Source organism: Roseateles saccharophilus (assembly GCF_004342485.1).
GTDB classification, from domain to species: domain Bacteria; phylum Pseudomonadota; class Gammaproteobacteria; order Burkholderiales; family Burkholderiaceae_C; genus Pelomonas; species Pelomonas saccharophila.
This window is the reverse complement of sequence record NZ_SMBU01000005.1, coordinates 1-26,495: the sequence shown is the minus strand read 5'-3', so window position 1 is coordinate 26,495 and position 26,495 is coordinate 1. Positions and strand designations below refer to the sequence as shown.

At 70.6% G+C, this 26,495-nt stretch carries 21 protein-coding genes and 2 pseudogenes; 19 read left to right on the top strand and 4 right to left on the bottom strand.

The features are described from left to right. Positions 1-3: 3 nt before the first annotated feature. Positions 4-403: pseudogene (locus tag EV671_RS05870) on the bottom strand (YraN family protein). Here EV671_RS05870 and rsmI point away from each other — a divergent pair. After that, a pseudogene (gene rsmI, locus EV671_RS05865) lies at positions 396-1,308 on the top strand (16S rRNA (cytidine(1402)-2'-O)-methyltransferase). The pseudogenes EV671_RS05870 and rsmI overlap by 8 nt on opposite strands. Here the strand turns inward: rsmI and EV671_RS05860 are convergent. Next, positions 1,272-2,243, bottom strand: a complete 972-nt coding sequence (locus EV671_RS05860) for an NAD(P)H-binding protein (RefSeq protein ID WP_132570364.1) — start codon at positions 2,241-2,243, stop codon at positions 1,272-1,274. The pseudogene rsmI and the gene EV671_RS05860 sit on opposite strands and share 37 nt — an antisense overlap. 91 nt (positions 2,244-2,334) lie before the next feature. Here EV671_RS05860 and EV671_RS05855 point away from each other — a divergent pair, with 91 nt between their 5' ends. Together EV671_RS05855 and tldD are read left to right on the top strand one after the other, a co-directional pair. Continuing rightward, a complete protein-coding gene (locus EV671_RS05855; protein WP_132570363.1) occupies positions 2,335-3,207 on the top strand; it encodes a LysR family transcriptional regulator in 873 nt (290 codons plus the stop codon). A gap of 14 nt (positions 3,208-3,221) precedes the next feature. Then, positions 3,222-4,685 carry a metalloprotease TldD gene (gene tldD, locus EV671_RS05850; protein ID WP_132570362.1) on the top strand — a complete coding sequence of 488 codons (1,464 nt, stop codon included), beginning with the start codon at positions 3,222-3,224 and terminating at the stop codon, positions 4,683-4,685. Between the two features lie 133 nt (positions 4,686-4,818). On the opposite strand, the gene EV671_RS05845 is transcribed toward tldD, so the two are convergent. Then, positions 4,819-5,460, bottom strand: a complete 642-nt coding sequence (locus tag EV671_RS05845; RefSeq protein ID WP_132570361.1) for a TetR/AcrR family transcriptional regulator — start codon at positions 5,458-5,460, stop codon at positions 4,819-4,821. A 144-nt stretch (positions 5,461-5,604) separates the two neighbouring features. Here EV671_RS05845 and EV671_RS05840 point away from each other — a divergent pair, with 144 nt between their 5' ends. The 13 genes from EV671_RS05840 (at position 5,605) to EV671_RS05780 (ending at position 22,110) form a co-directional block, all read left to right on the top strand. Next, positions 5,605-7,347, top strand: a complete 1,743-nt coding sequence (locus tag EV671_RS05840; protein ID WP_132570360.1) for a PHA/PHB synthase family protein — start codon at positions 5,605-5,607, stop codon at positions 7,345-7,347. Between the two features lies 1 nt (position 7,348). Continuing rightward, entirely contained in the window at positions 7,349-8,116 is a 768-nt protein-coding gene (gene fabI, locus EV671_RS05835; protein ID WP_132570359.1) for an enoyl-ACP reductase FabI, read from the top strand. Positions 8,117-8,120: 4 nt separating this feature from the next. Next, complete coding sequence (locus tag EV671_RS05830) at positions 8,121-9,521, top strand: efflux transporter outer membrane subunit (protein WP_132570358.1); 1,401 nt, start codon at positions 8,121-8,123, stop codon at positions 9,519-9,521. Beyond that, positions 9,518-10,591 carry an HlyD family secretion protein gene (locus EV671_RS05825; RefSeq protein ID WP_132570357.1) on the top strand — a complete coding sequence of 358 codons (1,074 nt, stop codon included), beginning with the start codon at positions 9,518-9,520 and terminating at the stop codon, positions 10,589-10,591. Before EV671_RS05830 ends, EV671_RS05825 begins: the two co-directional genes overlap by 4 nt. Then, a complete protein-coding gene (rbbA, locus tag EV671_RS05820) occupies positions 10,591-13,299 on the top strand; it encodes a ribosome-associated ATPase/putative transporter RbbA (RefSeq protein WP_132570356.1) in 2,709 nt (902 codons plus the stop codon). Before EV671_RS05825 ends, rbbA begins: the two co-directional genes overlap by 1 nt. Before the next feature lie 397 nt (positions 13,300-13,696). Then, the gene (locus EV671_RS05815) at positions 13,697-14,827 is read left to right on the top strand and encodes an ABC transporter permease (protein WP_132570355.1); all 1,131 of its coding nucleotides are present in this window, start codon (positions 13,697-13,699) and stop codon (positions 14,825-14,827) included. A 19-nt stretch (positions 14,828-14,846) separates the two neighbouring features. Further along, positions 14,847-16,256: a bifunctional enoyl-CoA hydratase/phosphate acetyltransferase gene (locus EV671_RS05810; RefSeq protein ID WP_132570354.1), complete on the top strand. Its 1,410-nt coding sequence runs from the start codon at positions 14,847-14,849 to the stop codon at positions 16,254-16,256. Then, complete coding sequence (locus tag EV671_RS05805) at positions 16,253-17,446, top strand: acetate/propionate family kinase (RefSeq protein ID WP_243655596.1); 1,194 nt, start codon at positions 16,253-16,255, stop codon at positions 17,444-17,446. The genes EV671_RS05810 and EV671_RS05805 overlap by 4 nt, the downstream gene beginning before the upstream one ends. A gap of 230 nt (positions 17,447-17,676) precedes the next feature. Continuing rightward, positions 17,677-18,807 (top strand): 3-deoxy-7-phosphoheptulonate synthase, encoded by a 1,131-nt coding sequence (locus EV671_RS05800; protein ID WP_132570353.1) that lies wholly within the window; start codon positions 17,677-17,679, stop codon positions 18,805-18,807. 13 nt (positions 18,808-18,820) lie between these two features. Then, positions 18,821-19,132: a hypothetical protein gene (locus EV671_RS05795; protein WP_132570352.1), complete on the top strand. Its 312-nt coding sequence runs from the start codon at positions 18,821-18,823 to the stop codon at positions 19,130-19,132. Positions 19,133-19,196: 64 nt separating this feature from the next. Next, on the top strand, positions 19,197-21,077 hold the full coding sequence (gene htpG, locus EV671_RS05790; RefSeq protein WP_132570351.1) for a molecular chaperone HtpG: 1,881 nt from the start codon (positions 19,197-19,199) through the stop codon (positions 21,075-21,077). Positions 21,078-21,150: 73 nt separating this feature from the next. Beyond that, positions 21,151-21,387: a DUF167 domain-containing protein gene (locus EV671_RS05785; RefSeq protein ID WP_132570350.1), complete on the top strand. Its 237-nt coding sequence runs from the start codon at positions 21,151-21,153 to the stop codon at positions 21,385-21,387. Positions 21,388-21,549: 162 nt separating this feature from the next. Next, positions 21,550-22,110 (top strand): GNAT family N-acetyltransferase, encoded by a 561-nt coding sequence (locus tag EV671_RS05780; RefSeq protein WP_165917480.1) that lies wholly within the window; start codon positions 21,550-21,552, stop codon positions 22,108-22,110. On the opposite strand, the gene EV671_RS05775 is transcribed toward EV671_RS05780, so the two are convergent. Further along, positions 22,111-22,821, bottom strand: coding sequence for a Crp/Fnr family transcriptional regulator (locus EV671_RS05775; protein ID WP_132570348.1), 711 nt, complete (start codon positions 22,819-22,821; stop codon positions 22,111-22,113). A gap of 124 nt (positions 22,822-22,945) precedes the next feature. Here EV671_RS05775 and EV671_RS05770 point away from each other — a divergent pair, with 124 nt between their 5' ends. The 3 genes from EV671_RS05770 to EV671_RS05760 form a co-directional block, all read left to right on the top strand. Further along, on the top strand, positions 22,946-24,892 hold the full coding sequence (locus EV671_RS05770; RefSeq protein ID WP_132570347.1) for an AMP-dependent synthetase/ligase: 1,947 nt from the start codon (positions 22,946-22,948) through the stop codon (positions 24,890-24,892). Continuing rightward, positions 24,889-25,674 (top strand): ABC transporter ATP-binding protein, encoded by a 786-nt coding sequence (locus EV671_RS05765; RefSeq protein ID WP_132570346.1) that lies wholly within the window; start codon positions 24,889-24,891, stop codon positions 25,672-25,674. Before EV671_RS05770 ends, EV671_RS05765 begins: the two co-directional genes overlap by 4 nt. Positions 25,675-25,807: 133 nt before the next feature. Continuing rightward, the coding region (locus EV671_RS05760; RefSeq protein ID WP_132570345.1) for a branched-chain amino acid ABC transporter permease at positions 25,808-26,495 on the top strand (688 nt) is incomplete at its 3' end.

Genomic DNA, 26,495 nt, shown 5'->3' with positions numbered 1-26,495 from the left:
GGGTCAGCCCGTAGGCGCATCGAAGGCAGCTTGCAACCAGGTGAGTTCGGCCCCGTCTATGGCCACCACGTCGAAGCGGCAGGGCGGCGGGCTGGCATGGCGCTGCAGATGGTGCCGGGCCGCGTAGATCAGGCGCTGCTGCTTGGCGGGCGTCACGCTGGCCGCGGCGCCGCCGTGCGTGGCATCGGCCCCGCGCGCGCACCTCGACGAAGACCAGGGTGCCGTCGCGGTCCCGCAGGATCAGGTCCACCTCGCCGGCGCGGCGGCTGGGGCCGGCGGCGACTCGATAATTCCTCTCCAGCAGGCGCAGCCCCGCGCGCTGCAGATGGGCCAGCGCGGCGTCCTCGGCCGCATCGCCTGACACCTTGGTCGCCGGTTTTGAACGAGAGCCCCAGTTGAACATTGACGCCTCCCTGATCCGCCAGGCCGCCGCGGCCGCGGCCGGCGGCCAGCAGTATCCGGCCGCCACCCTCTATCTCGTCGCGACGCCCATCGGCAACCTGGCCGACCTGAGCCTGCGCGCCATCCACCTGCTCGGGTTGGCCGACGCGCTGGCCTGCGAGGACACCCGCCAGGGTGGCGCGCTGCTGCGCCACCTCGGCCTGCACAAGCCGCTGATCGCGCTGCACCAGCACAACGAGCGCGAGGCCAGCGCCGCGGTGCTCGCGCGGTTGGCCGCCGGCGAGCGCGTGGCCTATGCGTCGGACGCCGGCACACCGGCCATCTCAGACCCCGGCGCCGTACTGGTCCAGCAGGCCGTGGCGGCCGGCTACCGCGTGCTGCCGCTGCCGGGGCCGAGCAGCGCCGTCACGGCGCTCAGCGTGGCGGGCGACACGGCGGCCACGCTGAGCGTTCGCGGGCTTTTTGCCGACCAAGGCCGGCGAGCGCCGCACGGCGTTGCAGGCGCTGCTGGCCGTCGAGGGCCAGAGCCAGGTCGTCTTCGAGGCGCCGCATCGCATCCTGGACCTGATCGCGCTGCTGGCCGAGCTGGCGCCCGAGCGCCGCGTCAGCGTCTGCCGCGAGCTGACTAAGCAGTTCGAGAGCATCCACACGGCCGAGGCCGCCACGCTGCCGGCCTGGCTGGCGGCGGACGCTCAGCGCCAGCGCGGCGAGTTCGTCCTTGTGCTGCATGCCCGCGCGCCGGCCGCCGCGGCCGAGGGCGGGCTGCCCGCCGAGGCGCTGCGCGTGCTGGGCCTGCTGGTGGCCGAGCTGCCGCTGAAGCAGGCCGTGGCCCTGGCCGCGCAGATCAGCGGCGCACCGCGCAATGCGCTTTACGACGCCGGCCTGCTGCTGAAGCGCGAAGGCTGAGCCTTGGCGCCGGGCGGCTGCCCCGCCGGGGCGAGAGCCGCGGCCAGCGCCTCGTGCAGCGGTGTCGCGGGCAAGGGGCCGGCGAGGGCTTGGAGCGCCAGGCCGTCGAGCCGGTGCGGGCGCTCCCACAGATAGCGCATCTCGAGGATGGCGCGCCAGCTGGGCACCAGGGGTGAGGCCAGGCGGATCAGACCCCAGGGCAGGCCGGCCGTACGCAGCGGACGCCGGCAGGCCGTGGCGAGCGCTTCGGTGAGCTGGGCGCCGGTCAGCGTGTGGCCTTCGAAGTGCAGGCGGCGGTGTCCTTTCAGCTGCGCGCGCCGCCCGGCGACGGCGACGAAGGCCTGGGCCAGGTCGGGCAGATAGGCCCAGGCGTGGGCCACATCCGTGCGGCCGGGGTAGACGACGCGGCCACGGTGCAGGCGGCTGGTGACGGCAAGGTCGAACCAGGACCCGGTGCCGCTGCCGCCGAAGAAGTCGCCGGCCCGGATCACCACCGAGTCCAGCCCAGGCGTGGCCGCCATCCCGGCCTCCATCTCGATGCGCAGCCGGGCCTTGGGCGTGTTACCGGCTTCGGGCGTGTCGGGCTTCAGCACGGCCGGCAGCTCGCGGCCGAAGCTGTAGACATTGCCCGGCAGCATCAGCAGCGCGCCCAGGCGCAGCGCCACGGCCTGGGCCGCGCGGGCCAGGGGCAGGGCCAGCTCGTCCCAGCGGTGGTAGGGCGCGTTCAGCGCGTTGACGACCACGCTCGCCCCCGCTGCGGCGGCCACCAGTTCGTCGACCTGCAAGGCGTCCAGCCGCAGCGCTTCGACGCCTGCGAGCTCCTGCGGCAGCGGCCGGCGCGCCACTGCGAGGGTGCGCCAGCCGGCGCGGGCGAAGGCGAGAGCGAGGCTGCGCCCGATGCGGCCGGCGGCGCCGAGGATGAGGACGGTAGGCATGAGGTTCTCCTGTCGTGTGGGCTCACTGTGCCCAGCGGCAACGAATTCGAAAATGTTTTATCGTGAATAGTTGCAATGCAAAATTGCATCGATGGAGCCGAGCTGGGATCAATGGCAGCTGTTTCTTGCGCTGGCCGAGGGCGGCTCGACTGCGGCCGCCGCGCGCCGCCTGGGCCAGACCCAGCCGACGCTCTCGCGCCAGCTGGCGGCGCTGGAAGCCGCAGTTGGCGTGGCGTTGTTCGAACGTCATGCGCGTGGCCTGCGCCTGACCGCCCGCGGCGAGGTCCTGCTGCCAGCGGCGCGCCAGATGCGCGATGCGGCCCAGGGGTTGAGCCTCGTGCTGGCCGCGCAGGACGAGGCCCTCGCCGGCACCGTGCGCCTGACGGCCAGCGAGGTCATCAGCGCCCATTTCCTGCCACCGGTGCTGGCGGCCTTCCAGGCCCGGCATCCCGAGGTGCAGATCGAGCTTGTCGCGACCGATTCCGTGCAGGACCTGGTGGCCCGCAATGCCGACATCGCGCTGCGCATGGCCCGCCCCGAGGGTGGGACGCTGATCGCGCGCCGCCTGCGCGACTGGCCGCTCGGCCTGTTCGCCCACCGCGACTACCTGGCCCGCCGCGGGCGGCCCACGCGCGAGACGATGGCCGGGCATGTCTGGCTCGGGCAGGACCGCGGCACCCAGCTGATGGACGGCTTTCGGGCCGCGGGCTTCGCCGTCGATGCGGGCTTCTTCGCCTGGCGCTGCGACCAGCCCCTCGTCAACTGGGAGGCCTGCCGCGCCGGGGCCGGCATCTGCGTCGGCATGGAGGCGCTGGCGGCGCGCGACCCGGGCCTGGAGCGCGTGCTCGCCGAGGTGGCTATCCCGCCGCTGCCGATGTGGCTGACCGCGCACCGCGAACTGCGCGACACCCAGCGGCTGCGCCGGGTCTTCGATGCCCTGGCGGCGGCCTTCGCCCCGCCTTGACGCAGAATTCGCCCATGATCGCCGTCGAACCCACCCTTGCCCGTCTTGCCACTGCCCGCACCGCGCTGCTGGAGCCCTCCGGCCTGACCGAGGCCTCGCTCGCGCAGGCGCTGCGCCTCATCACCGAGCATCGGGTCGACGACGCCGACCTCTATTTCCAGACCACCCGCGCCGAGGGCTGGAGCCTGGAGGAGGGCATCGTCAAGAGCGGCAGCTTCAGCATCGACCAGGGCGTGGGCGTGCGCGCCGTGGCCGGCGAAAAGACCGCCTTCGCCTACTCCGACGACATCTCGCTGGACTCCCTGCTGGATGCTGCCCGCACCGTGCGCACCATCGCCGCGGCCGGCCAGAGCCGCAAGGTCAAGGTGCCGTCGCAGGGCCGCGTGGCCGGCAGCCGCGAGCTGTATGGCGTGGCCGACCCCATCGCCAGCCTGGACAGCGCCGCCAAGGTGGCCCTGCTGGAGCGCGCCGAGAAGATGGCCCGTGCCAAGGACCCGCGCGTCGCGCAGGTCATGGCCGGCCTGGCCGCCGAGCACGAGGTGGTGCTGATCGCGCGCGCCGACGGCACACTGGCCGCCGACGTGCGCCCGCTGGTGCGCCTGTCCATCACCGTCATCGCCGAGAGCAACGGCCGCCGCGAGATCGGCTCGGGCGGCGGGGGCGGCCGCTTCGGCCTGGCCTATTTCACCGACGAGATGATCGCCAGCTATGTCGAGCATGCCGTGCATGCCGCGCTGACCAACCTCGACAGCCGCCCCGCGCCGGCCGGCGAGATGACCGTCGTCGTCGGTCCCGGCTGGCCCGGCGTGCTGCTGCACGAGGCCGTCGGCCACGGCCTGGAAGGTGATTTCAACCGCAAGGGCTCCAGTGCCTTCGCCGGCCGCATCGGCCAGCGCGTGGCCGCCAGGGGCGTCACGGTGCTGGACGACGGCACCCTCCCCGACCGCCGCGGCTCGCTGAACGTCGACGACGAGGGCTGTGCCAGCCAGCGCAATGTGCTGATCGAGGACGGCATCCTGAAGGGCTATATCCAGGACGCGATGAACGCGCGGCTGATGAAGGTCGCCCCCACCGGCAACGGCCGCCGCGAGAGCTATGCCCATGTGCCGATGCCACGCATGACCAACACCTACATGCTCGGCGGCAAGGACGACCCCAAGGAAATCGTCGCGTCGATCAAGAAGGGCCTGTACGCGACCAATTTCGGCGGCGGCCAGGTCGACATCACGAGCGGCAAGTTCGTGTTCTCTGCCAGCGAGGCCTACTGGGTCGAGAACGGCAGGATCCAGTACCCCGTCAAGGGTGCCACCATCATCGGCAACGGCCCGGACGCGCTGACCCGCGTCAGCATGATCGGCAACGACATGCAGTTGGACACCGGCGTCGGCGTCTGCGGCAAGGAAGGCCAGAGCGTGCCGGTCGGCGTCGGCCAGCCGACGCTGCGCATCGACGGCCTGACCGTCGGCGGTACGGCTTGAACTGAAGCCCCCGGCCCAGCGGGTACGCTGGTCCGCCCCATGAGGGGGCGGCGATGCCAGGCGGTTCGACCGCCAGGCACATCGCCGACGCGGGCCGGCTTGGGGCGGCCCGGCGCTCGGCCCGGAAACATCCTCAACCCTGCGCCAGCATGAGCAGCAACAGCTCGCGGTGCGCCTGCCGGACGCGCTGCGGCGGGTAGAGCAGGTCCTGGGGCAGCACCAGCTGCATCAGCAGCGCATGCACGGCCGGTGACAGTGCCAGCCAGGGCTCGCGCGCCAGCAGCGGCGGCGCTGCGCCCGGCCGCTGGCCGCCCAGATGCCGGGCCAGCAGCTCGCCCACGGCGCTGAGAAAGGGCTCGATGACGGTGCTGCGCCAGCGCGCCACCATGGCCGGCACGCGCTCGGCCTCGGACACCAGCAGGCGCAGCACGGCGCGCAGCTCGGGGCGGCCCAGGCTGGCGTCGAGCTCGTCGAGCAGCCAGTCGACCAGCGCCTCGCTGCCCAGGGCCGCGGCCGGCGGCTCGCCCAGTTCGGGCGCCACCAGCACGCGTGACAGCAACGCCTCGAAGACCTCGTCCTTGCTCGCGAAATGCGCGTACAGCCCGCCCTTGGACAGGCCGGCGCGCAACGCGATGTCGTCCATGCGCGCGGCCGCATAGCCGCGCTCGGCGAACACGGCCAGCGCCGCGTCCAGGATCTGCTGGCTGCGCACGGCCGGCGGCAGGCGCAGACGCGTGCCTTCGCGCCGTGCCGGCGCGGCAATCTGTGCGTCCATGTCGATGTCTCCTTGATGACGATCAGTAGATACCGACTGGCCGGTCGTTAGCTTGACCTGGGTCAAGCTTGAGTCGTGCGCATCTGCCTACATTGGCCGTCGAGCGGGTTGCTTCGACCCGGCCGATGAACCCAGGGAGGACCGATGCGCAGCCCCGAAACAGACAGCCCGAGCCAGCGGCTGGACGAGCAATTCCATGCCGCGCTGGCGCGCTGGACGCGCTCGCTGTCCGTCGTGTCGCCGGCCCTGGCCCTGGTGGACTGGGCCGCGCACCTGGGCCTGTCGCCGGGCCGGCGCCAGGAGCTGGCCGCGCTGGCCCAGCAGCAGGCGGCGGAGCTGGCCGCCTATGCCCGCGACGGCTGGCTGCAGGCCAGCGGCTTGGCCCTGGCCGGCACGCCGCAGCCGCCGCTGCCCGACCGCCGCTTCGCCGCGCCCGGCTGGCAGCAATGGCCCTTCAGCGTGATGCAGCAGGCCTTCGTGCTGCAGGAGGCCTGGTGGGCCGAGGCCACGCGCGATGTCTGGGGCGTCGACAAGCACCATGGCGAGTTGGTTGCCTTCTGGGCCCGCCAGCTGCTGGACATGGGCTCGCCGGCCAACCTGCCTTGGAGCAACCCCGAGGTGTTGCGCCGCACGCTGGCCGAGGGCGGCATGAACTTCCTGCGCGGCGCCCAGGACTGGGTGGACGACGTGCAGCGCCTGCTGACAGGCGCGCCGCCGGCCGGCAGCGAGGACTTCGCCGTCGGCCGCAACCTGGCCCTGACGCCGGGCAAGGTGGTCTGGCGCAACGAGCTGATGGAGCTGATCCAGTACGCACCGCAGACCGCCAGCGTGCAGGCCGAACCCCTGCTCATCGTGCCGGCCTGGATCATGAAGTACTACATCCTCGACCTGGCGCCCGGCAGCTCGCTGATCGAATACCTTGTGCAGCAGGGCCACACGGTGTTCGCCATCTCCTGGAAGAACCCCGGCGCCGAGCAGCGCGAGCTGGGCATGGACGACTATCTGCGCCTGGGCATCGCCGATGCGCTGCGCGCCGTCAACGCCATCCTGCCGGGCCGCAAGGTGCATGGCGTGGGCTATTGCCTGGGCGGCACGCTGCTCTCCATCGCCGCTGCCGCGATGGCGCGCGACGGCGACGAGCGCCTGGCCTCGCTGACCCTGTTCGCGGCCCAGACCGACTTCAGCGAGCCCGGCGAGCTCGGCCTTTTCATCGACGAGAGCCAGCTCAGCCTGCTGGAGGCGCAGATGCAGCAGCGCGGCTATCTGCGCGCCGACCAGATGGCCGGCGCCTTCCAGATGCTGCGCTCCTACGACCTGCTGTGGTCGCGCATGGTGCAGGAATACCTGCTCGGCGAGCGCCCGGCGCTGAACGCGCTGATGGCCTGGAACGCCGACGCCACGCGCATGCCGGCGCGCATGCACGGCGACTACCTGCGCCAGCTCTTCCTGCGCAACGACTTGGCCGAGGGCCGCTACCTCGCCGGCGGCCGTGCCGTGGCATTGAGCGACCTGCAGCTGCCGATGTTCGTCGTCGGCACCGAGACCGACCATGTCGCGCCCTGGCGCTCGGTCTACAAGCTGCACCACCTCTGCCCGGCCGAGATCCGCTTCGTGCTGACCAGCGGCGGCCACAACGCCGGCATCGTCAGCCCGCCGGGCCAGGGCCATCGCCACTTCCGCGCCGCGACGGCCGCGCCGGGCCAGCCCTATGTCGCGCCGCAGGACTGGTTTGACGGCACGCCCGTCACCGAGGGCTCCTGGTGGCCGGCCTGGGGCCAATGGCTGGCCGACGAACGCGGCGGGCCGCGTGTGAAGCCGCCGCGCATGGGCGCCAAGGCCGCGCCGGTGCTCGGCGACGCGCCCGGTCAGTACGTGCTGGAGCGCTGACATGACCGATGAGCTGAGGGGCCTGCGCGGCCTCGTCGTCGGCGTGGCCAACGAGCACAGCATCGCCTGGGGTTGCGCCCAGGCCTGCCACGAGGCCGGCGCCGAGCTGGCCCTGACCTGGCTGAACGACAAGGCCCGGCCCTTCGTCGAGCCGCTGGCCGAAAGGATCGCCGCGCCGCTGCGCCTGCCGCTGGATGTCGAGCAGCCCGGCCAGCTGGAGGCCGTCTTCGAGGCCATCGCCCAGCACTGGGGCGGGCTGGACTTTCTCGTCCATTCCATCGCCTTCGCGCCGCGTGACGATCTGCAAGGCCGCGTCGTCGACAGCAGCGCCGCCGGCTTCGCACGCGCGATGGATGTGTCCTGCCACTCGCTGCTGCGCATGGCCCGGCTGGCCGAGCCGCTGATGGCGGGTGGCGGCAGCATCGTCACGATGAGCTACCTCGGCGCCGAGGAGGTCGTCGCCAACTACGGGCTGATGGGGCCGGTCAAGGCCGCGCTGGAGTCCAGCGTGCGCTATCTGGCCGCCGAGCTGGGCCCGCGCGGCATCAGCGTCAATGCGGTGTCGCCGGGCCCCATCGCCACGCGCGCGGCCTCGGGCCTGCCGCGCTTCGACGAGCTGCTGGAAAGCGCGCGCGAGCGCGCGCCGCTGCGCCGCCTGGTCGATGCCGCCGAGGTCGGCGCGCTGTGCCGCTTCCTCGTCAGCCCGCCGGGCCGGGCGCTGACCGGCAACGTGCTCTACGTCGACGGTGGCCTGCACATTCTTGGATGAAGCCATGCGACTGATCCTTCCGGCCGCCCTGGCCGCGCTCCTTGCTGGCTGCGCGCCGCTGACGCCGCAGCCCGCTGCGGACCCCGGCCTGCCGGCGCGCTACGCGAGCGACGCGGGCGACGCCGCCGTCGCGCCGCCGGCCTGGCGCGACTACTTCGCCGACCCGGCCCTGCAGGCCCAGATCGAGCAGGCCCTGGCCCACAACCGCGACCGCGCGCTGGCGCTGGCGCGGCTGGATGAGGCCCGTGCCCTCGCCGGCCTGCAGGCCAGCCAGCGCGCGCCGCAGATCGCCCTCGACCTGCAGGGCCAGCGCGCCCGTGTGCCGGCCGACCTCAATCTGACGCGCCGGCCGCTGCTGGGCGACCAGTTCCAGTTCGGTCTTGGCCTGGCCAGCTGGGAGCTGGACCTGTGGGGCCGCTTGGCCAGCCTCGACACAGCCGCCCGCCAGGCCTGGCTGGCCAGCGACGCGGCGGCGCAAGCCGTCACGCTGTCGCTGATCCACCAGGTCGCGCAGACCTGGCTGCAGCTGGCCGAGCTGGACGAACGCCTGCGCCTGGCCCGCCGCGCGCTGGACAGCCGCGAGGAGAGCCTGCGCATCTTCACGCGCCGCGTCGAGCTCGGCGCCACCTCGCGCCTGGCCCTCACGCAAGTGCAGCTGTTGCAGACCCAGGCGGCGGCCCTCGTGTCGCAGCTGCAGCAGCAGCGCGAGGCGCAGTGGCAGGCCCTGACCCTGCTGATCGGCGGCGCGCCCGCACCGGGCGAGCCGCGCCTCGCCGAATTGCCGCCGCTGCGTGCCGGCCTGCCGGCCGGGCTGCTGCGCCAGCGCCCCGACCTGATCACCGCCGAGCACCAGCTGCGCGCGGCCGACGCCAATGTGGAAGCAGCCCGCGCCGCCTATCTGCCGCGCATCAGCCTGACAGCCGCCTTCGGCAGCGCCAGCGCCGAGCTGTCGGGCCTGCTCAAGGCCGGCAGCAGCGCCTGGACCGTGACGCCCGACGTGGCCCTGCCGCTGCTCGACGGCGGCCGCCGCGAGCAGGCCCTGGCCGTGCAGCAGGCACGCCGCCGCCAGGCCCTGCTGGCCTATGAACGCACAGCCCAGCAGGCACTGCGCGACGTCAACGATGCGCTGTCGGCCCGCCAGCGCTACGCCGAGCAACTGGCCATCGCCGGCCAGACCCTGGCCGCCCAGGCCGAGCGCGCCCGCCTGGCGCTGCGCCGCTATGACACCGGCGCCGCTGCCTTCCTCGAGGTGCTGGACGCGCAGCGCGACCTGCTTGCCGCCGAGCAGCAGCAGGTGCAGGCCAGGCGCGCACTGCTGGCCAGCCAGGCCAGCCTCTATGCCGCCCTCGGCGGCGGCGATCTCGTCAACCCGGCCAACGAAGAACCCAAGGGAAACCTGCCATGACCGCCCCCTCCGTGAAGAAGCTCCTGCTGCCTGCCGCGGTCGGCCTGGTCGTGCTGGCCCTGGCCGGCTGGGGCTGGACCCGGCTGCGCCCGCAGGGCCCGGGCGAGGCCTTCGTGCAGGGCAATGGCCGCATCGAGGCCACCGAGATCGACATCGCCACCAAGCTGCCCGGCCGCCTGCAGGCCGTGATGGCGGGGGAGGGCGACTTCGTCGCCGCCGGCCAGCCGTTGGCACGCCTGCAGGTGCAGAGCCTGGAGGCCCAGTACGCTGAGGCCCAGGCGCGGCTCAAGCAGGCCGAGTCCGGCGTCGACAGCGCCCAGGCCCAGATCGCCGTGCGCGAGAGCGACCGCCGCGCCGCCCAGGCCGTCGTGGCCCAGCGCGAGGCCGAGCTGGACGCGGCGAGCCGGCGCCTGGCGCGCTCGCAGGCGCTGGCCCAGGAGGGCGCGTCGTCCGAGCAGGAGCTGGACGACGACCGCGCCCGCGTGCGCAGCGTGGAGGCCGCGCTGGCGGCGGCCAAGGCCCAGGTGGCAGCAGCCACGGCGGCGGTGGAGGCTGCGCGCACCCAGGCCACCGGCATGCAGGCCACGGTCAAGGCCGGCAGCGCGACGGTGGACCGCGTCAAGGCCGACCTCGACGACGCGGTGCTGACGGCGCCGCGCGCCGGCCGCGTGCAATACCGCATCGCCGAGGCCGGCGAGGTGCTGGGCGCCGGCGGCAAGGTGCTCAACCTCGTCGACCTCAGCGACGTCTACATGAGCTTCTTCCTGCCCGAGGCCGTGGCCGGCCGGCTGGCCCTGGGCAGCGAGGTGCGTCTGGTGCTGGACGCTGCGCCCGGCCTGGTCATCCCGGCCAAGGTGTCCTTCGTCGCCAGCACGGCCCAGTTCACGCCCAAGACGGTGGAGACGGCCAGCGAGCGCCAGAAGCTGATGTTCCGCGTGCGCGCCCAGATCGCGCCCGAGCTGCTGCGCAAGCATGCCGAGCAGGTCAAGACCGGCCTGCCTGGCGTGGCCTGGGTGCGGCTGGACGCTCAGCAGCCCTGGCCCGCCACGCTGGCCAAGGTGGTCGACTGATGACGCTGGCACGCCTGCAGGGCTTGAGCCTGCGCTACGGCGCGACGCAGGCGCTGGCCGACGTCACGCTGGAGCTGCCGGCCGGCCGCATGCTGGGCCTGATCGGGCCGGACGGCGTGGGCAAGTCCAGCCTGCTGTCGCTGATCGCCGGCGCGCGTGCGCTGCAGCACGGGCGGCTGGAGGTGCTGGGCGGCGACATGGCCGCGCGCGCCCACCGCGAGCGGGTCTGCCCGCGCATCGCCTACATGCCGCAGGGCCTGGGCCGCAACCTCTACCCGACGCTGTCGGTGGAGGAGAACCTCCAGTTCTTCGGCCGCCTGTTCGGCCATGGCGCGGCCGAGCGGCGGCGCCGCATCGACGAGCTCTGCGGCAGCACAGGCCTGCTGCCCTTCCTGGCGCGGCCGGCGGGCAAGCTGTCGGGCGGCATGAAGCAGAAGCTCGGCCTGTGCTGCGCGCTGATCCACGACCCCGACCTCCTCATCCTCGACGAACCCACCACCGGCGTGGACCCGCTGTCGCGCGCGCAGTTCTGGCAGCTGATCGGCCGCATCCGCGCGCAGCGGTCCGGCATGAGCGTTATCGTCGCGACGGCCTACATGGAGGAGGCCGAGGCTTTCGATTGGCTGGTCGCGATGGACGCCGGCCGCGTGCTGGCCACCGGCACGCCGGCCGAGCTGCGCGGCGCCCACGCCTCGCTGGAGCAGGCCTTCATCGCGCTGCTGCCCGAGGAGAAGCGGCGCGGCCACCGCGAGGTCATCGTGCCGCTGCTGGCCGCGGGCGCGGACGAGGCGCCCGCCATCGAGGCGCAGGGCCTGACGATGCGCTTCGGCGATTTCACGGCGGTGGACCATGTCGACTTCCGCATCCGCCGCGGCGAGATCTTCGGCTTCCTCGGCTCCAACGGCTGCGGCAAGTCGACGACGATGAAGATGCTGACCGGCCTGCTCAGCGCCAGCGAGGGCCGGGCCTGGCTGTTCGGCCGCGAGGTGGACCCGCGCGACCTGCAGACCCGCCAGCGCGTCGGCTACATGACCCAGGCCTTCTCGCTCTACGGCGAGCTCAGCGTGCGCCAGAACCTGGTGCTGCATGCGCGCCTGTTCGCCGTGCCCGCGGCGGGGCTGGAGGTGCGCGTCGACGAGATGCTGCAGCGCTTCGGGCTGGAGGCCGTGCAGCACAGCCTGCCCGAGGCCCTGCCGCTGGGCATGCGCCAGCGCCTGTCGCTGGCCGTGGCCATGGTGCACCGCCCCGAGCTGCTCATCCTCGACGAGCCGACCTCGGGCGTGGACCCGGTTGCGCGCGACATGTTCTGGCAGCTGATGGTGGAGCTGGCCCGGCGCGACGGCGTGACCATCTTCATCTCCACCCATTTCATGAACGAGGCCCTGCGCTGCGACCGCATCTCGCTGATGCATGCGGGCAAGGTGCTGGTCAGCGACACGCCGGCCGCCATCCAGGCCGCGCGCGGTGCGGCCAGCCTGGAGCAGGCCTTCATCGCCTATCTGCAGGAGGCCACCGGCGAAGCGGCGGTGGCCGATGCCGTCGAAGCGGCGCCCGCGGCCTCGACGCCGCCGCCGCCGAGCCGGCGCTTCAGCCTCACACGGGCCTGGAGCTACAGCCTGCGCGAGGCGCTGGAACTGCGGCGCGACCCGGTGCGCGCGACGCTGGCGCTGCTGGGCACGGCCATCCTGATGTTCATCATCGGCTACGGCATCAGCCTGGACGTCGAGAACCTGCGCTTCGCCGTGCTGGACCAGGACCAGACCGGCCTGAGCCAGAACTACGCCCAGCGCCTGGCCGGTTCGCGCTATTTCCTGGAGCAGGCGCCGCTGCGCGACCACGCCGACCTGGACCGCCGCATGCGCGCCGGCGAGCTGGCCATGGCCATCGAGATTCCGCACGGCTTCGCGCGCGACGTGGCGCGCGGCCACGCTGCGCAGATCGGCGTCTGGGTGGACGGCGCGATGCCGACGCGCGGCGAAACCTCGCGCGGCTATGTGCAGGCCATGCACCAGCTCTGGCTCGTGGAGATGGCGCGCGAGCGCCTCGGCGTGGCGCTGGCCGCGCCCAGCCATGTCGAGCTGCGCTATCGCTACAACCCCGACGTGAAAAGCCTGCCGGCCATGGTGCCGGCCGTCATCCCGATGCTGCTGATGATGATCCCGGCGATGCTGACGGCGCTGTCCGTGGTGCGCGAGAAGGAGCTGGGTTCCATCCTCAACCTCTATGTGACGCCGGTGCGGCGCAGCGAGTTCCTGCTCGGCAAGCAGCTGCCCTATGTGCTGCTGGCGATGCTGAATTTCTTCCTGCTGGTGGCGCTGGCGGTGACGGTGTTCGGCGTGCCGCTGAAGGGCAGCCTCGCGGCGCTGTCGTTGGCGGCGCTGCTCTACGTCGTGGCCGCGACGGGCCTGGGGCTGCTGGCCTCCACCTTCACGCGCAGCCAGATCGCGGCGCTGTTCGTCACGATGATCGGCACGCTGATTCCCTGCGTGCAATTTGCTGGGTTGATCGATCCGGTGTCGTCGCTGGAGGGCGTGGGGGCCGTTGTTGGTCGGGTCTATCCGGCGGCGCATTTCCTGACCATCAGCCGGGGGGCGTTCAGCAAGGCGCTGGCGTTGCCGGATCTGTGGAGCAGCTTGTGGCCGTTGGCCATTGCGGTGCCGGTGATCCTTGGCACGGCGATGGTGTTGTTGAGGAAGCAGGAGCGGTGATGCTTGTTCGCTGCTTCGGTTTTCCGGCCAGGCCCAGCCGGGAGTTCTGGCTTGGCGCTTGCATTCGCCAAGCCCTTCGCCAGGCACAGGCCAGCCCGCAGTGGGCTGCCCTGTGTCCGGGCTCAGTCCCTGCGGGCGATCTACGTTCTGGCCGAAGGGGTCGGTGGAAACAGCCAACAGCCAAACCCGAAAACCGTTTGGCACGAGGTATTTGTCTTCCCCCCTCTGAGCAGCGCAGGGCAGCCCACTGCGCAGCTAAGGGCCGGGCGGTTCGGGGGCGCTTTCTTTGCTTACTTTCTTGTGCGCACAAGAAAGTGAGTCGCCCGCGGGGGCGAAATCCCCGCACCACACCGGCCACTGACCAACCCTTCGAACAAGCAAGAGGAGGAGCCCGCTGATGCACCGCCTCAACCTCGCCCATGTCTACCGCCTCGGCATCAAGGAACTCTGGAGCCTGTGGCGCGACCCCATGATGCTGGTGCTGATCGTCTACACCTTCAGCATCTCCATCTACGTCGCCGCCACCGCCATGCCCGAGAGCCTGCGCCACGCGGCCATCGCCATCGTCGACGAGGACGCCTCGCCGCTGTCCGCGCGGCTGGCGGCGAGCTTCTACCCGCCACAGTTCCGCAGCCCCGACCTGATCCCGGCCCGCGACATCGACCCCGGCATGGACCGCGGCGACTACACCTTCGTGCTCGTCATCCCGCCCGGCTTCCAGCGCGACGTGCTGGCCGGCCGCCAGCCGGCCCTGCAGCTCAATATCGACGCCACGCGCATGAGCCAGGCCTTCACCGGCGGCGGCTATATCCAGCAGATCGTCGCCGGCGAGGTCAATGCCTTCGTGCAGCGCCAGGCCGGTGGCGCGGCTATGCCGGTGGAGCTGGCGCTGCGCATGCGCTTCAATCCCAACCTCGAGCATGCCTGGTTCGGCTCGCTGATGGAGATCATCAACAACGTGACCATGCTGTCCATCATCCTCACCGGCGCGGCGCTGATCCGCGAGCGCGAGCATGGCACCGTCGAGCACCTGCTCGTCATGCCGGTCACGCCGGCTGAGATCATGCTGGCCAAGGTCTGGTCCATGGGCCTCGTGGTGCTCGTCGCGGCCATGGCCTCACTGGCCTTGGTCGTGCAGGGCGCGCTGCATGTGCCGGTGCAGGGTTCGGTGGCCCTGTTCGGCTTGGCCGCGGCCCTGCACCTGTTCGCGACGACATCCATGGGCATCTTCCTCGCGACGCTGGCGCGCTCCATGCCGCAGTTCGGCATGCTGCTCGTCCTCGTGCTGCTGCCGCTGCAGATGCTGTCCGGCGGCGTCACGCCGCGCGAGAGCCTGCCCGAGGCCGTGCGCTGGATCATGACGGCCGCGCCGACCACACACTTCGTGGCTGCCGGCCAGGCCATCCTCTACCGTGGCGCGGGCCTGGACGTCGTCTGGCCCCAGCTGCTCACGGTGGCCGCCATCGGTAGCGCGCTGTTCGCCGCGGCCCTGTCACGCTTTCGCAAGACCATCGCTTTGATGACTTGAACCCAGTCCAAGGAGCTTCATGAATCCCCCCGTCCTGCACAAGCTGCACAACCGCAGCTTCGACGAGATCGCCATCGGCGACAGCGCTGCGCTGGAGCGCACCGTCACGGCGGCCGACCTGCAGCTCTTCGCCGTGCTGTCGGGCGACATCAACCCCCAGCACCTGGACGCCGGCTTCGCCGAGGCCACGCGCTTTCACGGCGTCATCGCCCACGGCATGTTCGGCGGCGCGCTGATCTCGGCCGTGCTCGGCACCCGCCTGCCCGGCCCCGGCACCATCTACCTCGGCCAGACGCTGAAGTTCCTGGCCCCCGTGCGCATCGGCGACGTGCTGCAGGTGCGTGTGAGCGTCAAGGCCAGGGAGGCCGAAAGCCGCCGGCTGACGCTGGACTGCCAGTGCCTGAACCAGCGTGGCGAGCGCGTCATCGAGGGCGAAGCCGAGGTCATCGCGCCGCTGGAGCGCATCGAGTGGCAGGCCGGCCAGCTGCCCGAGGTGAGACTGAGCGAGGGCGGCGCCGGGCTGGCGCGGCTGCTGGCGGCGGTGCGGCCGCTGGGCGCGATCAAGGTGGCCGTCGCCCACCCCTGCGACGCGGTCAGCCTGGGCGCCGCGCTGGAGGCTCGCGCCGCCGGCCTCATCGAGCCGGTGCTGGTCGCGCCGCGCGCCAGGCTGCTGGCCGTCGCCGCCGAGCAGGGCTGGGACCTCGCCGGCATCGCCATCGACGACGTGCCGCACAGCCACGCCGCTGCCGCGCGCGCCGCGGCCCTGGCCGGCCAGGGCGAGGTGCAGGCGCTGATGAAGGGCAGCCTGCACACCGACGAGCTGATGGCCGCGGTGCTGGACGCCGGCGCCGGCCTGCGCACCAAGCGCCGCGCCAGCCACTGCTTTTTGATGCAGACGCCGGCCTACCCGCGGCCCTTCATCATCACGGACGCGGCCCTCAACATCGCGCCCACGCTCGAACAGAAGGCCGACATCGTGCGCAATGCCATCGAGCTGGCCCAGGCCATCGGCGTCGAGCGGCCCAAGGTGGCCATCCTGGCCGCCGTCGAGACGGTCAATGCGCAGATGCCCGCCACGCTGGACGCCGCCGCGCTGTGCAAGATGGCCGACCGCGGCCAGATCGCCGGCGCCGAGTTGGACGGACCGCTGGCCTTCGACAACGCCGTCTCCATCGCCGCCGCGCGCATCAAGGGCATCCAGTCCGGCGTGGCCGGCCAGGCCGACGTGCTGGTCGTGCCGGACCTGGAGAGCGGCAACATGCTGGCCAAGCAGCTCGAATACCTCGGCGGCGCGGCCAGTGCCGGCATCGTGCTCGGCGCCCGCGTGCCCATCGTGCTGACCAGCCGGGCCGACGGTGCCGAGTCGCGCATCGCCTCCTGCGCGCTGGCCGTGCTGCTGGCCCACCACTACCGGAGCACGCCGCCGTGAGCCTCGCCGCACCGCAAGCCGTCATCGCCGTGCTGAACTGCGGCTCGTCCAGCATCAAGTTCGCCCTCTTCGACGCCGCTGCCGCGGAGCTGCCGCGCCAGCCCTGGTGGGGCGGCAAGGTGGAGGGCATAGGCAGCGCCCGGCCGCGCCTGCAGACCGCCGACGGCCTGGACCGCGTGCTGACGCTGGGCGAGGCCCAGCCCTATCACGACGCGCTCGCCGTCATCCGCGAGGCCATAGCCGCCCGCCTCGGCGCGGTGCCGGTGCGTGCTGTGGCCCACCGCGTCGTGCACGGCGGCGCCCATCACGCGGCGCCGCTGCGCGTGGACGCCGCGGCGCTGGCCGAGCTGCGCGGCTTCATCCCGCTCGCGCCGCTGCACCAGCCCTTCGCGCTGGAAGCCATGGAAGTGCTGCTGCAGCAGCGGCCCGACCTGCCCCAGGTGGCCTGCTTCGACACCGCCTTCCATCACACGCTGCCGCAGGTCGAGCAAATGCTGCCGCTGCCCTGGTCGGCCTGGGAGCGCGGCCTGCGCCGCTATGGCTTCCATGGCCTGTCCTACGAGTACCAGTCCATCGTGCTGCCGGAGCGGCATGGCGAGCTGGCGCGGGGCCGCTGCCTCGTCGCCCACCTGGGCAGCGGTGCCAGCCTGTGCGCCATGCAGGGCGGGCGCAGCGTCGCGACGACGATGGGCTTCTCGGCGCTGGACGGGCTGATGATGGGCACGCGCTGCGGCGCGCTGGACCCTGGCGCGCTGCTCTACCTGATGGAGATCGAGGGCCTGGACGTGCACGAGGTCGGCCAGATGCTCTACCACCAGAGCGGCCTGCTCGGCGTGTCGGGCCGCTCGGCCGAGCCGCGCGAACTGCTGGCCATCGAGGCCGAGGACCCGCGCTGCGCGGCGGCGCTGGCCCTGTTCGTGCGGCGCATCGTGCGTGAGATCGGCGCGCTGGTGGCCGTGCTCGGCGGGCTTGACCTGCTGGTCTTCACGGCCGGCATCGGCGAGCACCAGGCCGAGGTGCGCAGCCGCATCGTCGCCGGCCTGGGCTTTCTTGGCCTGGCGCTGGACGAGGGCGCGAACGCGCGCAACGAGGCCGTCATCTCGGCGCCGGCCAGCGCGGTGCGGGTGGCGGTGGAGCCGACCAACGAGGAATGGGTCGCCGCGCGCCAGGCCCTGCAGCTGCTGTCATGAAACGCGGCATTGCCATCGCGCCGCGCGACGGCTCATTTGCAAGCCGCCGAAGCGGCCCGCGGGCCGGCATGCTAGATTTCGCCCATGTCCCGCGCTGTGTTTTTTAGCTTTTGGTTCTATCCCCGCCCCGGCGGTGGAGAGTCCTGAGCGCGCGCGCTGAACAGAGAACTCCCTACGAACCGCCGGGCCCGCAAAGCCCGGCGGTTTTTTGTTTTTGAGGTGCCCGAAAGATGAATGCGACCAAGCTCCAGTCCGTCGAACCCGAAGCCCAGCGCTGGTACTCCCAGGACGACAAGACCAGCGCCACCGATGACGAGCGCATCCTCGACATCACGCCGCTGCCGCCGCCGGAGCACCTGATCCGCTTCTTTCCGATCCGCGGCACGGCGATGGAAGGCCTCATCAGCCAGACCCGCCAGCGCATCCGCCGCATCATGAATGGCAAGGACGACCGCCTGCTCGTCGTCATCGGCCCCTGCTCCATCCACGACCCGACGGCCGCCATCGAGTACGCCCGCAAGCTGAAGCAGCAGCGCGAGAAGTACGCCGACACGCTGGAGATCGTCATGCGCGTCTACTTCGAGAAGCCGCGCACCACCGTCGGCTGGAAGGGCCTGATCAACGACCCCTACCTCGACGAGAGCTACCGCATCGACGAGGGCCTGCGCATCGCGCGCCAGCTGCTGCTGGAGATCAACCGCCTGGGCGTGCCGGCCGGCTCCGAGTTCCTGGACGTGATCTCGCCGCAGTACATCGGCGACCTGATCGCCTGGGGCGCCATCGGCGCGCGCACGACCGAGAGCCAGGTGCACCGCGAACTCGCCTCGGGCCTGTCGGCGCCCATCGGCTTCAAGAACGGCACCGACGGCAACATCAAGATCGCCACCGACGCCATCCAGGCCGCGGCGCGCGGCCACCATTTCCTGTCGGTGCACAAGAACGGCCAGGTCGCCATCGTCGAGACGCGCGGCAACGAGGACTGCCACGTCATCCTGCGCGGCGGCAAGGCGCCCAACTACGATTCGGCAAGCGTGGCCGCGGCCTGTGCCGACCTGGAGAAGGCCAAGCTGCCGCAGCGCCTGATGGTGGACTGCTCGCACGCCAACTCCAGCAAGCAGCACCAGCGCCAGCTCGACGTGGCCCGGGACATCTCCGGGCAGATGCGCGAAGGCAGCAAGAGCATCTTCGGCGTGATGGTCGAGAGCCATCTGCACGACGGCGCCCAAAAGTTCACGCCCGGCAAGGACGATGCCTCCAAGCTGGAATACGGCAAGAGCATCACCGATGCCTGCCTGGGCTGGGACGACTCGCTGGCCGTTCTGGACGTGCTCGCCGGGGCTGTCAAGGCGCGCCGGGGCTGACACAATCCGACGCATGGACGCCCGCATCACCGTCATCTTCGAGACCGGCGCACCGGTCGAGCTCAGCCTCGACAGCGCCGAAGTGTTGAGCTTCGAGGCCGCCCGGCGCTGGCTGGACGAGCAGTACGTGCGGCTGGAGTGCGAGCCGCTGCGCGGTTCCGGCAAGGTGCTGCTGGCCGACAAGCTCGTCCAGGTGGCGGCCGGCGCCGGCCTCGCGGGCTTCGCCGACGCGGCCTGGGCGCTGGACTACGCCCGCGCCGCGGCCGGGGCGCTGTCCAAGGCGCTCATCAAGGTCGATGTGGCGCGCCAGGCCGTGTCCTACTGACCTCTTGAAACCCCTCCCGCGCGGCCCCATCTGGGCCGCGTTTCGCTTTCCAGACCCATTCGCCATGACCAAGCAAACCCACGCCTTCCAGGCCGAAGTCAAGCAGATCCTGCACCTCGTCACCCACTCGCTGTACTCCAACAAGGAGATCTTCCTGCGCGAGCTGGTGAGCAACGCCAGCGATGCCTGCGACAAGCTGCGCTTCGAGGCGCTGGACAACGCGGCGCTGTTCGAGGACGCACCCAACCTGGAAGTGCGCATCAGCTTCGACGAGGCCGCCAGGACGCTGACCATCAGCGACAACGGCATCGGCATGAGCGCCGAGGAAGCGGCGGCCCACCTGGGCACTATTGCCAAGAGCGGCACGCGCGAGTTCATGGCCAGGCTGGAGGGCGACCAGAAGAAGGACGCCCAGCTGATCGGCCAGTTCGGCGTGGGCTTCTATTCCGGCTTCATCGTCGCCGACCGCATCACCGTCGAAACCCGCCGCGCCGGCCTGGCCGCGGACCAGGGCGTGCGCTGGAGCAGCGAGGGCACGGGCGAGTACGAGATCGAGAACATCAACAAGCCCGGCCGCGGCACCGACGTCATCCTGCATCTGCGCGAGGGCGAGGATGAGTTCCTGAAGACCTGGCGCGTCAAGTCCACGGTCGCCAAGTACAGCGACCACATCTCCCTGCCCATCCTGATGAAGAAGGAGACCTGGGACGCCGAAGCGGCCAAGCAGGTCGTCACCGACGAGTGGGAGCCGGTCAACAAGGCCTCGGCACTGTGGAGCCGCAGCAAGAGCGAGATCACGCCCGAGCAGTACCAGGAGTTCTACAAGCAGATCAGCCACGACAGCGAGGCGCCGCTGGCCTACACGCACAACCGCGTCGAGGGCCGCAGCGAGTACACGCAGCTGCTCTATATCCCGGCCAAGGCGCCCTTCGACCTGTGGAACCGCGACAAGCGCGGCGGCGTGAAGCTGTACGTGAAGCGCGTCTTCATCATGGACGACGCCGAGGCGCTGATGCCGGTCTACCTGCGCTTCGTCAAGGGCGTCATCGACTCGGCCGACCTGCCGCTGAACGTGAGCCGCGAGCTGCTGCAGGAAAGCCGCGACGTGAAGGCCATCCGCGAGGGCTCGACCAAGCGCGTGCTGGGCATGCTGGAGTCGCTGGCCAACAGCGAGGACGCCGCCGAGAAGCAGAAGTACGCCGACTTCTGGAAGGACTTTGGCCAGGTGCTGAAGGAAGGCATCGGCGAGGACCATGCCAACCAGGAGCGCCTGGCCAAGCTGTTCCGCTTCGCGTCCACGCAGGCCGACGCCAACGTCAGCCTGGCGGACTATGTGGCCCGCATGAAGGAAGGCCAGGAGGCCGTCTACTACATCACCGCCGACAGCCTCGCCGCCGCCAAGCACAGCCCGCAGCTGGAGATCTTCCGCAAGAAGGGCATCGAGGTGCTGCTGCTGGTGGACCGCGTCGACGAGTGGATGCTCAGCCACCTCTACGAGTTCGAGGGCAAGCCGCTGCAGTCCGTCGCCAAGGGCTCCGTCGATCTGGGCAAGCTGCAGGACGAGGCCGAGAAGAAGAAGGCCGAGGCAACGTCCGAGGCCATGAAGCCCCTGCTGGACAAGCTGAAGGAGTCGCTCAAGGACCGCGCCAGGGATGTGCGTGTGACGACCCGCCTGGTCGACTCGCCGGCCTGCATCGTCGTCGAGGAAGGCGATGTCAGCGGCCATCTGGCGCGCCTGCTGAAGCAGGCCGGCCAGAGCGCGCCCGAGAGCAAGCCGACGCTGGAGATCAATGCCGAACACGCGCTGGTCAAGAAGCTGGACGGCAGTGCGCATTTCGACGACCTGGCCCAGGTGCTGTTCGACCAGGCCGTGCTGGCCGAGGGCGGTCACCTGGAAGACCCGGCCGCCTATGTGAAGCGCGTCAACGCGCTGCTGATCGGTTGAGCGCCGCGCCGGGCCGCCCCAAGCAAGCGTGCTCCCGCTGTGGGCGGCAGCGCGCAGCGCGAAGGGGGTAGCAATGAGCACCACCACGCTGCAGCTCAAGGCCAAGCCCGGATCGTCGCGGTCCGAGCTGGTCCAGGAGGCCGACGGCACCTGGACCGCCTGGCTGAAGTCGCCTCCGGTGGATGGCAAGGCCAATGCCGAGCTGATCGCGCTGGTGGCCAAGCACTTCGGCTGCGCCAAGTCCTCGGTCAGCATCCACAGCGGCGGCGGCTCGCGGTTCAAGCGGGTGCGGGTGGAAATGCGCGACTGATCGGCGCCGATTGTGTGCATTTGTGACGGGAATGCGACAATCCCCGTCACCGCGGGCTTCCCTTGGGCTCATCTCGTCGTTAACCTAGGGTTTTTACCGAGTTTGCGTCGTTCCATGGCCTTGAGTGAGTCCCGCGAGTCCCTCGCCGCTGTGCCGGCAGCCATGGTCACTCGCCGCCTGAAGCTGCGCCCGCCCCGCGACGCCGATCTGGACACGCTGGTGACCCTCTATGCCGACCCGGCCGTCACGCGCTTCTGCGCCGCCGCGACGCCACATGGCCGCGATGCGACGCGCAACCAGCTCCGGACCTGGATGGATCATTGGCAGGTCCGCGGCTTCGGCCACTGGGCCATCGCCGAACGCGAGCAACCCGACGAGCTGATCGGTTTCGGCGGCCTGATGCACCGCAGCGTCGCCGGCCATGCCGGGCTCTTCCTCTACTACCGCATCACGCCCCAGGCCTGGGGCCGCGGCCTGGCGTCCGAGATGGCGCAGTACGCGTTCGGGCAGGCCTTCGAGCAGCGCCAGGAGGCCAGTGTCGTGGCCGCCGTGCTGCCCAACAACGCACCCACCCGAAAGACGCTGGAGAGCCTGGGCCTGCGCCTGAAGGGTTCGTTGTCCGATGGCCCGGGCATCTCGACGGCCCTGCTCTACGAACTGGGTGCCGACCGTTGGGCCACGCTGCCGCGCAGCGAGCCCGAGGCCGTCGCCTTCGCGGCCTGATCAGGCCGCAAAGCCCTTCAGGCCGGCAAGGTCCAGCACCCTCAGGCCGCCGTATTCGATGCGGATCAGTCCGGCGCCGCCCAGCCGGTGCAGCGCCTGGTTCACCCGCTGGCGCGACAGCCCCACCAGATAGCCGAGTTCCTGCTGCGTGATGCGCAGCCAGTTGCCCACGCCAGGGTAGAGCTGCGGGTGGAAGAGGGCGGCGAGATTGCGCGCGACGCGCACGTCGGGGTCGTGGATGCGATCGGTCTCGCGCGCGGCGATGAACTGGCCCAGCCTCTCGTTGAGCTGGTTCAGGACGAAGCGGTTGAAGGCGATGCTGCCGTCCAGCAGGGCATGGAAGCTGTCGATGGGCAGGCCGGCCACGACGCTGGGCCGCAGCGCCTGCACGTTGTAGCGGTAGACCTCGCGCTTGATCAGCGTGCCCTCGCCGAACCAGCCGCCGGGCGGGATGCCGGTGAAGGTGACGGCCTGGCCGAGCGAGTCGTCGTTGTTCATTTTCAAGAGGCCGTCCACCACGCCGAACCAGAAATTGGCCGGCCGGCCGATGCGGCACATCCTCTCGCCGGGCTCGGCATCGGCCACCTCCAGCGTGACGATGGCGCGGGCGCGCTGGCTGCCGTCCAGCAGCTTCAGCCAGGGGATGGCGTCCAGTTCGGCGGCAGTGGGCTTGCGCGCGCGCTGGCGCAGGGTCAGGGGCAGATCGGCCATGGCATGCGGGAAAGTCTGGGCCGTGAAAGCCCGTAAATTGTCGTCGCACCGACAGATGGGCGTCAAAGTCCTGTCCAGAATGCCTGCACAGACGGGGGCCTGAGCCCTCGCGTTGGAGACAGGCTTGACCACCTTCCCTCAGCTCTTGCTCGACCACGCTGCGCGGCGGCCCCAGGCACCCGCGCTGCGCGAGAAGGCGTTCGGCGTCTGGCAGACGCTGACCTGGGCGCAGCTTGCGACCCTGGCGCAGGAGCTGGCCCTGGGCCTGGCGGCGGCCGGCCTGCGCCGCGGCGAGCACCTCGTCGTCGTCGGCGAGAACCGGCCGCGGCTTTACGCGACGATGCTGGCCGCCCAGTCCCTCGGCGCCGTGCCCGTGCCGCTCTACCAGGACGCCGTCGCGGCCGAGTTCGTCTTCCCGCTGAACAACGCCGAGATCGCGCTCGCCGTCGTCGAGGACCAGGAGCAGGTCGACAAGCTACTGGAGCTGCGCGAGCAGTGCCCGCAGCTCAAGCGCATCTGGTACGACGACCCGCGCGGCCTGCGCAACTACGACGAGGCCGGTCTGGCCTCGCTGGACGAACTGGCCGCCCAGGGCCGCGCCGCGCAGGCCGAGCGGCCGGACTTCTTCGCCGCCGAGGTGGCCGCCGGCCAGGCGGGCGATGTCGCGGCGCTGTTCTTCACGTCCGGCACGACGGGCAACCCCAAGGGGGTCATCCACACCCATGCGACGCTGATCGACCGCGCCCGCGCGGGCCAGCGCTTCGACAAGCTGACGCCCGACGAGGAGGTGCTGGCCTATCTGCCGCCGGCCTGGATCGGCCAGAACATCTTCAGCTTCGCGCAGTGGCTGGCCGTGGGCTATGTCGTCAACTGCCCGGAGTCGGCCTCCACGGTCAGCATCGACCTGAAGGAGATCGGCCCGACCTATTACTTCGCGCCGCCGCGCGTCTTCGAGGGCCTGCTGACGACGGTGATGATCCGCATGGAGGATGCCGCCGCGCCCAAGCGCTGGCTGTTCGAGCGTTGCATGAGGCTGGCGCGGCGCGTCGGCACGAAGCTGATGGACGGCCAGCCCGTGAGCCTGCTGGACCGTCTGGCTTATGCCGTGGGCGACGTGCTGATCTACGGCCCGCTGCGCAACACGCTGGGCTTCTCGTGTGTGCGCGTCGCCTACACGGCCGGCGAGGCGATCGGGCCCGACCTGTTCAGCTTCTACCGCGCCATCGGCATCAACCTGAAGCAGCTCTACGGCTCGACCGAGACCGCCGTCTTCGTCTGCCTGCAGCCCGACCACGAGGCCCGTGCGGACACGGTAGGCGTGCCCATCGAGGGCGTGGAGATCAGATTGGCCGACAGCGGCGAGCTGCTGGTGCGCTCGCCGGGCCTGCTCAAGGGCTATTACAAGAACGACGCCGCGACGGCCGAGGCGCTGACGGCGGACGGCTGGTTCCACACCGGCGACGCCGGCTTCCTGACGCCCGGCGGCCATCTGAAGATCATCGACCGCGCCAAGGACGTGGGGCGGCTTGCGGGCGGTGCCTTCGACGGCGCGATGTTTGCGCCCAAATACGTCGAGAACAAGCTGAAGTTCTTCCCGCACATCAAGGAGGCGGTCTGCTTCGGCGACCGGCGCGAGAAGGTCTGCGCCTTCATCAACATCGATTTCGAGGCTGTCGGCAACTGGGCCGAGCGCCGCAACCTGCCCTATGCCGGCTACACCGACCTGGCCGGCCGTGCCGAGGTCTACGAGCTCATCCTCGACTGCGTCGAGAAGGTCAACGCCGACCTCGCCCAGGACGAGTTGCTGGCCGGCAGCCAGATCAGCCGCTTCCTCGTGCTGCACAAGGAGCTGGACGCGGACGACGGCGAGCTGACCCGCACGCGCAAGGTGCGCCGCGGCGCCATCGCCGAGAAGTACGGCGTGCTGATCGACGCGCTCTATGACGGCCGCGTGGTGCAGCACATCGAGACCCAGGTGAAGTTCGAGGACGGCCGCACGTCCATGGTCGCGGCAGACCTGCGCATCATGGAAGCCCGTACCTTCCCGGCCGTGAAGGGTGCGGCAGCATGAGCAGCAAGAAGATCGGCGACGTCATCCTCGACGTGAAGAACATCTCGCTGGCCTTCGGCGGCGTGAAGGCGCTGACCGACATCAGCTTCAACGTCCGCGAGCACGAGATCCGCGCCATCATCGGCCCCAATGGCGCGGGCAAGAGTTCGATGCTGAACTGCATCAACGGCGTCTACCAGCCGCAGCAGGGCGAGATCACGCTGCGCGGCCGCCACTACCACCACATGAAGCCGCGCCAGGTCGCCGAGATGGGCGTGGCGCGCACCTTCCAGAACCTGGCCCTGTTCAAGGGCATGAGCGTGCTGGACAACATCATGACCGGCCGCAATCTGCGCATGCGGCGCGGCCTGTTCTGGCAGGCCCTGCACCTCGGCCCGGCGCGGCGCGAGGAGACCGAACAGCGCGAGGTGGTGGAGCGCATCATCGACTTCCTCGAGATCCAGGCGCACCGCAAGACGCCGGTCGGCCGCCTGCCCTACGGCCTGCAAAAGCGCGTCGACCTCGGCCGCGCGCTGGCAATGGAGCCCAGCCTGCTGCTGCTGGACGAGCCCATGGCCGGCATGAACGTCGAGGAGAAGCAGGACATGTGCCGCTTCATCCTCGACGTGAACGACGAGTTCGGCACGACCATCGTGCTGATCGAGCACGACATGGGCGTCGTCATGGACATCTCGGACCGCGTCGTCGTGCTGGACTACGGCAAGAAGATCGGCGATGGCGCGCCGGAGGAAGTCCGCAGCAACGAAGACGTCATCAAGGCCTATCTGGGCGCGGGGCACTGAACAGCATGGCTACTGACCGAATCTCGAACCGCATAGTGCCTGGACCCAGTGGCAGCCGCGGAACCGGCTTTGCCGGGCCGCTGGTTGCGCCCCCTGGGGGGAGGCGCCGCAGGCGCTTCGGGGGGGCGCTGTGATGGGACCGTTTCTCGAAACCCTCATTGGCGGCCTGATGTCGGGCATGCTGTATTCGCTGATCGCTCTCGGCTTCGTGCTGATCTTCAAGGCCAGCGGCGTCTTCAACTTCGCGCAGGGTGCCATGGTGCTGTTCGCGGCGCTGGCGATGGCGCGCCTGGCCGAATGGATCCCGAAGACCACGGGTCTGGACGGCAGGCTGATCGTCAACCTGCTGGCCTTCGCCGGCGCGCTGGCCGTGATGGTCGTTGTCGCCTGGCTGGTCGAGCGGCTGGCGCTATCCAAGCTCGTCAACCAGGAAGGCATCACGCTGCTGATGGCGACGCTCGGCATCGCCTATCTGCTCGAAGGTGCGGGCCAGATGCTGTTCGGCAACGACATCTACAAGATCGACATCGGCCTGCCCAAGGACCCGATGTTCCTGTTCGAACAGACCTTCGAGGGCGGCATCCTCGTCAGCAAGGAAGATCTCTACGCGGCGTTGATTGCGGCGGCCCTGGTGGCCGGGTTGAGCCTGTTCTTCCAGAAGACCGCCACCGGCCGCGCGCTGCGCGCCGTGGCCGACGACCACCAGGCCGCGCAGAGCATCGGCATCCCGCTCACAAGAAACAGAACTGAGGACGGTCGTTCATGCGACTGCCTCCATCGGATTGATCTGGTAGCCCAGGGCAGCGGCACGGCGCTTGAGG